This window comes from Tsukamurella pulmonis (assembly GCF_900103175.1).
Lineage (GTDB): Bacteria > Actinomycetota > Actinomycetes > Mycobacteriales > Mycobacteriaceae > Tsukamurella > Tsukamurella pulmonis.
In genome coordinates this window covers 342,754-354,377 of the sequence record NZ_FNLF01000002.1, presented here as the reverse complement: position 1 = coordinate 354,377, position 11,624 = coordinate 342,754, and the positions used below count along the sequence as shown (strand labels likewise).

Here is an 11,624-nt window from a genome sequence, read left to right as displayed (position 1 = left end):
GGTTCGTCGGCTCGTCGTACACCAAGCGGTCGTTCGCGTCGGATCGAACGGATTCGAGCAGGTCGCGACGTCTAGACTCGCGGGGTGCCCGAACCGTCCGCCGCTGCCCGCGCAGCCCGCACCACGGCCCGGACCGCCGCACTGACCGGCGTGCTCGGGGTGCTGTTCGCGCTGCTCACGCCGTTCATGCCCGTCAAGCAGACCACCGCGGCGCTCGACTGGCCGCAGCGCGGCTCCCTCGAGGCGGTCACCGCTCCGCTGCTCTCCTACGTACCCGACCGGATCGACGTCTCGATCCCCTGCGCCGCCGTCGACGCGCTGCCCGGCGGCGTGGGAACACTCGTCGCGACCGGCCCCGTCGACTCGCCCGACACCGTGCGACGTGGCATGACGATCGGCGTGAGCACCCAGCCCGACCAGCGACGCATGCTCGAGGTGGTGGTGCGCAACACGCCGCTGCTCGTGGTGGACACCGCGGCGCTGCGCGCGCCGGGGTGCGGCGCGATCGTCTTCTCCGGCGACTCGAAGACCGTGCACGCCGAGGTCACGGGCGTGACCTCGCCCGACGGTGCGCCGCTGGCCGGCGGCAAGGACAACGGCTTCGACTACCGGCCGCAGACCGTCGGCGTCTTCACAGATCTGCACGGCGCCGTCACGGACAGCACACGAATTCAGTTCCGTGCGGATGTCGACACCCGCTACACCACCGTTCCGGCCGCCGCGCGGTGGGTCGTGATCGTGCTGGCGATCGCTCTCATCCTCACCAGCCTGCTGACGCTGCACCGTCTCGACGCCGCCGCGGACGGCCGCCGGCACCGTCGGATCCTGCCCGCGGGCTGGTGGCGCCCCAGCAAGCTCGACAGCACCGTCATCGCCCTGCTCGTGGCCTGGCATTTCATCGGCGCGAACACCTCCGACGACGGCTACATCCTCACCATGGCGCGCACGGCGGAGGCCGCGGGCTACACCGCGAACTACTACCGCTGGTACGGCGCGCCCGAGACCCCGTTCGGCTGGTACTACCAGGCCTTCGCCTGGCTCTCGCACTTCTCCACGGCCAGTCCGTGGGTGCGGCTGCCCGCGCTCCTGTGCGGCATCGCGACCTGGCTCATCATCAGCCGCGAGGTGGTGCCCCGGCTCGGCCGCGCCGCGCGCTCGCGGTTCGCGCTGTGGGCGGCCGCCGGCGTCTTCCTGGTGTTCTGGTTCGCCTTCAACAACGGCCTGCGCCCCGAGCCCGTGATCGCGCTGGGCGCGCTGCTCACCTGGTGCTCGGTGGAGCGCGCGATCGCGACGGGGCGGGTACTGCCGTTCGCGGCCGCCGCCGTCTTCGCGGGGTGGACGGTGGCCGCCGGCCCGACGGGGATCATGACGGTCGCCGCGCTGCTCGCCGGGATCCGGCCCGTGGGGCGCCGCATCCTCGCCCGGGCCCGGACGAGCCCGGCCGGCTTCCGGCTGACCGTCGCCGCGTACGTCGCGCCGGTGCTGGCCGCGGGCGTGCTGCTGGTGCCGATCATCTTCTCCAAGCTCACGGCGTCGGCCTTCGTCGCGAAGACGCTCATGCAGTCCGATGTGGGCACCGTCGTCGACACCAAGAAGTGGTACAACGAGATCGACCGCTACTCGGCCCTGTTCACGTTCACGGCCGACGGCGGCGTGGCCCGACGGTTCGCGGTCATCATCATCATCGCCTGCCTGCTACTCACGGGCGCCGTGCTCCTGCGCAAGGGCCGGATCCCCGGCGCGAGCCTCGGCCCCGGCCGACGCCTGGCGGCCGTCACGCTCGGCGCCCTGATCCTGCTGATGTTCACCCCGACCAAGTGGACCCACCAGTTCGGCGCCTTCGCCGGGCTCGGCGGCGCGCTCGCCGCGCTCGCGGCCATCGCCATCGCGCCCGCCGCGCTGCGCAGCGCCCGCAACCGCGCGCTCAGCGCGTCCGTGGTGCTGCTGGTGCTGGGCCTGTCCTTCAGCGGCCCGAACGGCTGGTGGTACGCCAGCAACTACGGCGTCCCCTGGGGCGAGTCGACGGTCCTGGCGCTCGGCTCGGTGTTCTTCGCCGGAGCGGGCATCGCCCTGCTCGTGGCCGGCTGGCTGCATTTCCACGAACCCGATCCCGCCCCGGTGCCGCCCCGCGCGAAGCGGATCGTCGATCTGTTCGGCAGGCAGTCGTCGATCACGTGGGCCGCGTGGGCGGTCGTGGTGCTGTGCGTCGGCTCGATGGCGGCGACCACCGGCATCACCCAGTTCTCCTCGTTCTCGAACGGCAAGGCCAACCTGCGCGCACTCGGCGGCGACCCGTGCAACCTCGCCGACTACGTGCTCACCGAGCCGGATCCCACCTCGGGCCTGTTGCTCCCACTCGACGGGAACATCCGCGACGGTCTGGCCGGTCCGGGCACCGCCGGGGTCTCGCCCGACGGGGTGCCGACGATCATCAACGCCACCACCAGCTCGAACACCGACGACTCCAGCACCTCGCTGGACGCGATGGCGCGCCTGCCGCAGGACACCACGTCAGGCCGCACGTCGACCGCCGGGATCAACGGCTCGCACATGCGCCTGCCCTACGGGCTGGATCCGGCGCGCACCCCGGTCCTGGGCTCGTACTCGCAGGAGGCGCAGTCCAAGGCGCAGGTCGTCTCGAAGTGGTACCCGCTACCCGCGAAGGCCGCGGACCGCTCGCTCATCACGCTCTCGGCGGCCGGCAAGTTCACCGAGGACGAGCTCTACCTCGAGTACTCGACGGACGCGCCCGCCCCCGGCGCCGAGCCGAAGGTCGCCGGCAAGCACTCGTTCATCGACATCGGCCCGAAGCCCGCGTGGCGCAACCTGCGCCTGCCGCGCACCGACCTGCCCGCCGATGCCACGGCCGTCCGGGTCGTCGCGGTGGACGACGACCTGGCGATCGACCACTGGCTGGCCGTCACCCCGCCGCGGGTGTCGAAGCTGGTCACGGCGCAGGAGCTGATCGGTTCCACCGAGCCGGTGCTGCTGGACTGGACCTCCGGCCTGGCCTTCCCGTGCCAGCGCCCGTTCAGTCACAGCAACGGCGTCGCCGAGGTGCCGCAGTGGCGAATCACCCCCGATCAGAACCTCTCGCCGGTGACCACCGAGTGGGAGGGGACCCTGGGCGGCGGCCCGCTGGGTTGGACGCAGATGCTGCTGCAGCAGGAGAAGATCCCCGGCTACCTCCAGGGCGATCTGGGCCAGGACTTCGGCGAGGTGATGCGCCTGGTGCCGTACTCGCAGGCGCGTGCGGCCGATCTCACACTCGGCACCCGCACCGTGTGGGGCACCCACGTCGAGGCGCCGATCCGCAAGGATCGGACCGATTCCTGAGCGGCTTTCCTGACCTGCGGCATCGCGCGGACTGAGAATCCGTTAAGCGATCGGCTCCGGCCCGGACGGCGAATCGGTTCTCGCAGCGCATTCGCATACCATGAGCATCCGTGTCCGTGCCTACGTCCAGCTCCGAGCAGGAGCCCGCGCCGCAGCGGCCCGCCGCCGGCGATGCCCCGCGCGGCGTCACCGTCGCCCGCCTCGTCGCGGTCGTCGCCGGCGCCGTCGGCCTGCTGCTGTGCCTGCTGACCCCGCTGCTCCCCGTCCAGCAGTCGACCGCCTCACTCGATTGGCCGCAGCTGCGGCCCGGGGCCGAGAGCGCGGAGGTCTCGGCCTCCCTGGTCACGCAGGCGCCCGCCGACCTCACCGCGACGGTGCCGTGCGCCGCGATTAACCGCGCGGCGACGACCGGCGGCACGGTGCTCTCCACCCTGCCGGTCGGCTCGAGCAGCGCCCGGGAACTGGGCATGAACGTCGTGGTCGGCGCGCCCGGCCCCGGCCAGTCCGTGACCGTCTCCTCCCGGAACACCGTCATCGCCGCGGCATCGCTCGACCGCCTCCGCGGCTGCTCGCAACTGCGGCTGTGGTCGAATCCGGCCGAGGTCGGCGCCCGCTTCGAGGGCACCGACGTCGCGGGCACCATCGCCACGGAGAGCCGGCCGGTCATGGGCGGCGTCTACACCTCGCTGACCGCGGCCGACGTCACCGCCGCGGGGCCCGGGATGCGCCTGCACGCCGATCTGGACACCCGGTTCGAGCTCTCCGCCTCCCCGCTCAAGGCGGCCGCCATCACCATCGGCCTCCTCTGCGTCCTCGCCTCGCTCGTCGCGCTGTGGTTGCTGGACCGCGCCTTCGGCCACCACCGGCGCCCCCCGCACCGCACCCTCGGCCGGATGCTGCGCCCCCGCCTCGTCGACGTGGCGGTGCTGGGCGGCCTCGGCCTGTGGACGGTGCTCGGCGCGGGCAGCTCCGACGACGGCTACATCCTGTCGATGGGCAAGGTGGCCCCCGAGGCCGGCTACACGGCGAACTACTACCGCTTCTTCGGCGCGCCCGAGGCACCGTTCGACTGGTACTACACGTTCCTCTCGCACTGGGGCTCGATCAGCGCGAACGCGATCTGGATGCGGCTGCCCATGCTGGCCGCGGGCGTCGTGGTGTGGCTGCTGCTCAGCCGCGTGCTGCTGCCGCGCCTCGGTCCGGGCGTGCGCCGCTACCCGCTGGCCGTGTGGGCCGCGGGCGCGATGCTGCTCGCGTTCTGGTTCCCGCTGGCGTCGGGCCTGCGCTCCGAGCCGATCATCGTGCTCGGCACGATGGTCACCTGGGTCGCGGTCGAGCGGGCCGTCGCCACGCACCGGGCACTGCCCGCCGCGATCGCGGCGCTGGCCACGGGCCTGACGCTGGGCCTCGCCCCGCAGGGCGTCGTGGCCGTGGCGCTGCTGCTGGCCTCGTCGGCCGCGGTCCTGCGCGTGCTCGTCGCCCGACGGCGCGAGGCGGGCCTGGCCGCCCTCGTCGTGCCCGTCCTCGCCGCCGCCGCGGTCATCGTGCCCATCGCCTTCCGCGACCAGTCGCTGGCGTCGGTGGCGGAGGCGATCCGGATCCGCTACGAGGTGGGCCCGGCCGCGCCGTGGACGCAGGAGTACCTGCGCTTCTTCTTCCTCACCAACGAGACCACCGACGGCTCGCTGGTGCGCCGCGTACCGGTCTACCTGTTCGTGATGTGCCTGTTCGTGGGGCTGTTCGTGATGCTGCGGGCGCGCCGGATCCCCCGGATCGCGCCGGGCCCCGTGTGGCGGCTGGTCGGCGCCGTGTTCATCACCGCCGCGCTGCTCACGCTCACGCCCACCAAGTGGACGGTGCACTTCGGCGTCTACGCCGGCTTCGCCGCCGCGCTCGCGGCCGTGGCGACGGTGGCCGTGGTCGAGGCCGCGCGCACGTCCGTCCGCAACTTCACCTTCTTCCTCACCGGGATGCTGTTCGCGCTGGCCGCGGCCTTCGCCGGGTTCAACCTGTGGTCGTGGCCGTACCTGTGGGGCGTGCCGTGGTTCGACCGCCAGCCCGAAGTCGCGGGGATCACCTTCAGCAAGGCCTTCCTCGTGCTCGCCGGCCTGGCGGGCGCGCTGGCGGCGTGGCAGCACTTCCGGCTCGATTTCCGCGGCCGCGGCGAGGGCGGCCTGGTCGAGGACGGCACCGTCGACGAGGCCGCGCTGGCCGATAGCGCACTGGCGACCCACACCCGGGCCGATCGCGACCAGGCGCTGCGCAGCCGACGCCGGCTCCAGCTGGCCTCGCTCCCCCTGGTGCTGGTCCTGGGAATGCTGGTGCTCGGCGAGGGCGCGATCTTCGCCAAGGCGTACGTCTCGAACCCGTCGACCTACACCGTGGCCAAGGGCAACCTCGACGCGCTGCGCGGCGACAGTTGCGGGATGGCGAGCAAGGTCCTGGTGGAGACCGATCCCAACGCCGACATGCTGACCTCGGCCGAGGGACGGCCGACCGCGCAGGCGCTGGTCGGGCCCGGATCGCGGGGCTTCCTGCCGACCGGTGTCCCGAACGAGCTCAAGCCGCTGGCGATCAGCTCGGCACCGGGCCAGATCAACATGGCCTCGCCCATCACCTCGCCGTTCACGTCCACGGCGGCCACCGCCGGCACCGGCGGCGGGACCGGCCCGCGCACCGTCAACGGCAGCACCGCGGCCCTGCCCTTCGGGCTCGACCCGGCCCGCACGCCCGTGGTGGGCTCGTACGGCCAGAACACGGTGCCGGCCGAGCTGTTCAGCGACTGGTACTCGCTGCCGGCCCGCTCGGCGGACCGTCCCCTGGTGTCCTTCGCGGCCTCCGGCGCGATCTCCTCGGTCGGCCCGACAGGGAAGAAGGAGTACGGCCAGCCCGTGACCCTGGAGTGGGCCGAGCGGCGCGCCGACGGCACGATCGGCGCCCGCGGCGCGATCGACCCGATCGATCCCGGGCCGAACAAGCCCTGGCGCAACCTGCGGGTGCCGATGGAGGCGATCCCGCCGACCGCCAACGTCGTGCGGATCCACGTGCGCGACCCGAACCTCGGCGATCAGCAGTGGGTGGGCGTGACGCCGCCGCGCGTGCCCCGGCTGCGCACCCTGCAGGAGGTCGTGGGCGAGACCGATCCGGTGCTGCTCGACCTGCTGGTGGGCCAGCAGTTCCCGTGCCAGCGCCCCCTGGCCATCCGCAACGGCACCTACGAGCTGCCGAAGTGGCGCATCCTGCCCACCCGCAAGGACGCGCTGTCGACCTCGGGCACGTGGCAGGCCCGGGAGGCCGGCGGCCTGCTGACGGTGCCCGACACCCTGCTGCGCACGACGACGATCCCCACGTACATGGCCGGGGACCTCACCCGGGACTGGGGCGAGCTGCAGAAGTACACGCCGCTGGCCGAGGACGCCCCCGCGGCGGAACTGACGGTCGGTGTCCAGACACGGTCGGGGTGGTGGCGCCAGGGACCGATCCGCGCGCTGACCGACCAGACCGTGAAGAACTAGGAAGCCGAGATGACCAGCGAGAACTCGACCGCATCCGCGACGGTGCCGCCGGAGCAGCGCTACGGGAAGTGGCGGATCGTGGCCGCCGTCGCCGGCCTGCTCGGCTTCGTCCTGGCGATCCTCACACCGTTCCTACCGGTGAAGGAGACCACCACCGCGGTGCACTGGCCGCAGAACGGGCGCGTGAGCAACGTCGACGCGCCCCTGGTGTCGTACACGCCGATCCGCCTCGACGTGACGCTGCCCTGTTCACTCGTTGACCAGCTGCCCGCCGCCGGCGGGACGCTGCTGCGCACCCTGCCCGAGGACGGTCCGCGTCCGGGCCTGCAGGGCCTGGTGATCCGGGCGGACGCGAAGAACGTCATCGTCGCCGATCGCGACGTTCCGCTCGCGACGGCCGACCGCGCCGACGTGGCGCGCAACGCACCGGGCTGCGCGATCCGCTTCGTCTCCACCCCGGAGAACACCACCGCCGAGTTCACCGGCATGCCTCCCGGCGCCGAGACCTCCAACCAGCTCTCGAACTCGGTCGACGACCCGAACCTGCGCCCGCAGGTGACCGGCTTCTACACGGACCTGCCCGCGTCGACCCCGATCGACGGCATCGACGTGCAGACCCAGGTGGACACCCGGTTCAACACCTCCCCGTCGACGATCAAGCTGATCGCGATCATCGTCGGCATCGCCTCGACGATCCTCGCCCTGGTCGCCCTCGGCTTCGTGGACATGCGCGACGGCCGCGGGCACATCCGGTTCATGCCGCAGGGCTGGCTGCGCCCGCGCCCGGTCGATTTCACCGTGATCGGCGTGCTCGGGATCTGGTGGCTGATCGGACCGAACACGTCCGACGACGGCTACCAGATCACGATGGCCACGCAGGCGAAGCACAGCGGCTACCTGATCAACTACTTCCGCAGCTTCGGCGTGCCGGAGAACCCCGTCGGCTGGAACGACTACCTGTTCACCGCGATCTCGCACGTCACCACGGCGGCGCCCGCGATGCGCCTGCCCGGCCTGGTGCTCGGCCTGCTGACATGGCTGATCATCTCGCGCGAGATGATCCCCCGGCTGGGGCGCGCGGTGCGCAACAACCCCGCGGCGCTGTGGGCGGGCGCGGGCGGCTTCCTGCTGATCTGGCTGCCGCTCAACAACGGCCTGCGCCCCGAGCCGGCCGTGGTCTTCTTCTCCCTGCTGACCTGGGTCTCGGTCGAGCGCGCCATCGCCACGGGGCGGCTGCTGCCGGTGGCCATCGCGGTGCCGTGCGCCGCGCTCTGCGTGGGCGCCGCGCCCGGCGGCCTCATCGCGGTGGCGGCACTGCTCGCCGCGTCGCGCCAGATCATCACCCGCATCGTCAAGCGCCGTAAACGGGACGGGCTGCTGCCGCTGATCGCACCGATCCTCGCCTCGGGCATGGCGTACCTGTTCTACGCCTTCTTCACGCCCACGGCGGCGAGCCTGCGGGAGGCGATCACCGTCAAGGGCATCACCGGCCCCACCCTGGACTGGTACGAGGAGAGCGTCCGCTACTACTACCTGATGCTCGAGACCGAGGACGGCTCGGCGGTGCGCCGCATCGGCGTGCTGACCGCCTTCCTGTGCCTGCTGACGGTGCTCGTGTTCATGCTCCGGCGCAAGCGGCCCGCCGGCATCTCGTCGGGCCCGGTGTGGCGCCTGATGGCGGTCTTCTTCGCCACCATCGTGCTGCTGGCCTTCACCCCGACCAAGTGGACGCACCACCTGGGGCTGTTCGCGGGCTACGCGGCGGGCATCGCCGCGGTGGCGGCCACACTCACGATGGCGCCGATGATGCGCTCGAAACGCAATCGCGTGTTCTTCGCGGCCGCGATCCTGTTCATCGCCGGCATCTCCTTCGCGGCGCGCGTCGGCTACTACTGGGTGGGCACCTACGGCATCCCGTGGAACACCATGCCGCCGCAGATCCTGGGGCTGCAGGTCTCCTGGGTCCTGTTCTTCGCGTCCATCGTGACGGCGCTGTACGGGCTGTGGCTGCACTACCGCCGCGACTACGCGCCCGAGCCCACCACGAGGGGCTCGCGCACCCTCCCGACGCTGGCGATCGTCACCATGCTGATGGTGCTCTTCGACATCACCACGATGGCCAAGGGCGCGTACGCCCAGCGCGGCAGCTTCTCCTGGACCGCGTCGAACGTACGTGCGCTGCAAGGTGATACGTGCTCGATGGCGGACTACGTGCTGATGGAGACCGATCCGAACGCCGGTCAGCTGCGTCCGGCACCGCGGCCCGACGGCTCCGTGCCCACAGCCGCGCAGGCGCTCGCCGGCACGTCCACGGGCTTCACCCCGACGGGGGTTCCCGGCTGGCTCTCGACGCTCAAGTCGAACCCCGGCCACAACACCGACGTGACCAACGTCGATCAGCCGGAGACCGTGGGCGGCAAGCGAAATCCCGATCCGAAGACCGACGGCGTGCCGCTGCCCTTCGGCCTGAACCCCGCCACCACCCCGGTGCTCGGCTCGGCCGGCGCGTCGGGCCTGGCGAACCTCACCACCGACTGGTACACGCTCGGCGCGATCGACGAGTCCACCCCGCTCGTGACCCTGTCGGTGGCCGGGCCCGTCGCGGCGACCGGACTGAACGGCGTTCCGCGCGAGGGCCGCACGCTGTTCCTCGAGGCCGGGCACCGGTCCGCGAACGGTGCGGTGCAGCCACTCGGTCGGCTCGCGCCGCTGGACGCGTGGACCAACAACAACTGGCGCAACCTGCGCTTCCCGACCGCCGACCTGCCGCGCGGGGCGAACACCGTGCGCGTGGTGATCGACGACCGGGTGCCCTCGCCGGACCCCGTCGTGGTGACACCGCCCCGGATGACGCCGATGAAGACGCTGCAGGAGTTCCTGGGCCGCGACACCGTCGTGGCGCTGGACTTCATGGTGGCCTTCGCGTTCCCGTGCCAGCACCAGGTGCGCGCCGTGAACGGCGTCTTCGAGCGCCCCGAGTACCGGATCTCGCCCGACTACCTCGCGACGATCAACACGTCGAACACGTGGCAGGGGTGGAAGACCGGTGGCCCGCTGGGCGTGACGGACGCGATGTACCACGAGCAGATCGTCCCCACCTACCTCAAGGGCAAGTGGGCGATGGACTGGGGCACGCTGACGAAGTACACGCCGTGGACCGCGGCCGAGCCCGCGCAGCTCGAGCTCGGCACCACGACGCGGAGCGGCTGGTACACACCGGGACCGATGCGCTCCGCGCCGTACTGATCGGCGACGGCGCACCGGCCGGTCCGCGCTAGCGCACTCCGTCCCACAGGGCGCGGAGCTCCGGCGCGGGATCGACGACGGTGCCGCCCTCCCCGCCGAACACCCGCACGGTGCGGGCGGGGAGGTAGGGCGCCCAGCCCGGGTCCTCGCCGCGCGCGAATCGCACCCAGGCGCCGTGCGTCTCGTCGGCGACGGCCTGCGAGGGCGCGGGGCCGGTCAGATTCGTGACGCCGTCGGCGTGCAGGTTGTCGAACGCGAAGGCCAGCTCGACGGCGTGGCAGGCCCCGAGGCGGCCCCCGAGGGCCGTGGACGGCTCGTCGAAGCGGTAGAAGTGGGTCGTGGCGGGCGCGTGCTCGCGCGCCTCGGCGATCCGCACTGCGGGGATGCCGAAGAACCAGTCGGCCATGATGCGGCAGAACAGGTCCCCGGGCGATGCTCCGGGCTCGGCCGCGCGGTAGGCGGCGACCGCGGCCGCAGGGTCGGGCAGTCCGTACTTCGCGGCGGTGGGTGCGAGCGCCTCCTCGGGCAGCAGGTCGATCAGGCCGCCGGGAACGACGAAGAAGCGCGCCTCATCGGCGTTGGCGCCCACCAGGACCCGGACGTCGGCGCCCGCACCGCCCCGGATCGCGTCGATCGGGAGCGTGGGCAGCACGTCGCCGTCGATCACGGGCTCGAAGATCATCACGTTGCGCGTGAGCTCACCCCAGACGGTCGGGTCGGGGTTCGCCTGGATCTCGGCGTCCAGCGCGGTGGTCGCGTCGATCAGCGCGGCGGGCGGCACGGCGGCGAAGGCCGCGCGGACGGGCTCGATCCCGAGCCGCTCGGCGAGGGCGCGGGTGACCTTCTGCGCGGTCTCGCGGCTCAGGGCGTGGTGCCCGGCGCCGCTCTGCAGCACGGCCTGCGCGAACAGGCCCTGCGCCAGGGGTGATCCGAGCAGCGAGCCGACGCTCATCGCCCCGGCGGACTCGCCGGCGACGGTGACGCGGGACGGATCCCCGCCGAACGCGGCGATGTTCTCGCGGACCCACTGCAGGGCCATGATCTGGTCGCGCAGACCGAGGTTGGTGTGCGCGTCGCCGGTATCGAGGAAGCCCAGCGCGCCGAGGCGGTAGTTGATCGTGACGCACACGACGCCGTCGCGGGCGAAGGCGGCGCCGTCGTAGTAGCCGCTGCGGCCGCTGCCGTTGCGGAAGGCCCCGCCGTGGATCCAGACGAACACCGGTAGCCGCTCAGCGCCCTCCGGCGCCCACACGTTGAGGTTAAGGCACTCCGCCCCCGGGAAGTCCGGCTCGGCCGTGAGGATCTCGGCGACGGGGCCCTGGTAGCCCGGCTTGGGCACCGTCGGGCCGAAGGCGGAGGCGTCCCGCTCCCCCGCCCACGGCGCGGGCGGGGAGGCCGGCAGGAGCCACCCGGCACCGTCGAGCGGGGCTGCGTAGGGCAGGCCCAGGAAGCGTGCCACTCCCTGCTCGACGGTGCCGCGGACGCGGCCGGAACGGGTCTCGACGGTGACAGAGGAGGTCATACCCC

The 11,624-nt window shown here is 72.4% G+C and carries 4 protein-coding genes; 3 read left to right on the top strand and 1 reads right to left on the bottom strand.

Features of this window, described 5'->3' with window-relative positions; all coding sequences use genetic code 11:
* Window positions 1-84: 84 nt before the first annotated feature.
* The 3 genes from BLQ62_RS01985 to BLQ62_RS01975 all read left to right on the top strand — a co-directional run bounded on the left by BLQ62_RS01985 (window position 85) and on the right by BLQ62_RS01975 (window position 10,097).
* Window positions 85-3,336 carry an arabinosyltransferase domain-containing protein gene (locus BLQ62_RS01985; protein ID WP_068565068.1) on the top strand — a complete coding sequence of 1,084 codons (3,252 nt, stop codon included), beginning with the start codon at window positions 85-87 and terminating at the stop codon, window positions 3,334-3,336.
* 110 nt (window positions 3,337-3,446) lie between these two features.
* Window positions 3,447-6,851, top strand: a complete 3,405-nt coding sequence (locus BLQ62_RS01980) for an arabinosyltransferase domain-containing protein (protein WP_082756352.1) — start codon at window positions 3,447-3,449, stop codon at window positions 6,849-6,851.
* Between the two features lie 9 nt (window positions 6,852-6,860).
* On the top strand, window positions 6,861-10,097 hold the full coding sequence (locus BLQ62_RS01975) for an arabinosyltransferase domain-containing protein (RefSeq protein WP_068565069.1): 3,237 nt from the start codon (window positions 6,861-6,863) through the stop codon (window positions 10,095-10,097).
* Window positions 10,098-10,125: 28 nt separating this feature from the next.
* Here the strand turns inward: BLQ62_RS01975 and BLQ62_RS01970 are convergent, their stop codons facing one another.
* The gene (locus BLQ62_RS01970; protein ID WP_068565072.1) at window positions 10,126-11,619 is read right to left on the bottom strand and encodes a carboxylesterase/lipase family protein; all 1,494 of its coding nucleotides are present in this window, start codon (window positions 11,617-11,619) and stop codon (window positions 10,126-10,128) included.
* Between the last annotated feature and the right edge of the window lie 5 nt (window positions 11,620-11,624).

Bases quoted from the DNA above. Each gene is read 5' to 3' on its own strand.
- BLQ62_RS01975 (WP_068565069.1), top strand. From the start codon at position 6,861: ATGACCAGCGAGAACTCGACCGCATCCGCGACGGTGCCGCCGGAGCAG.
- BLQ62_RS01970 (WP_068565072.1), bottom strand. From the start codon at position 11,619: ATGACCTCCTCTGTCACCGTCGAGACCCGTTCCGGCCGCGTCCGCGGC.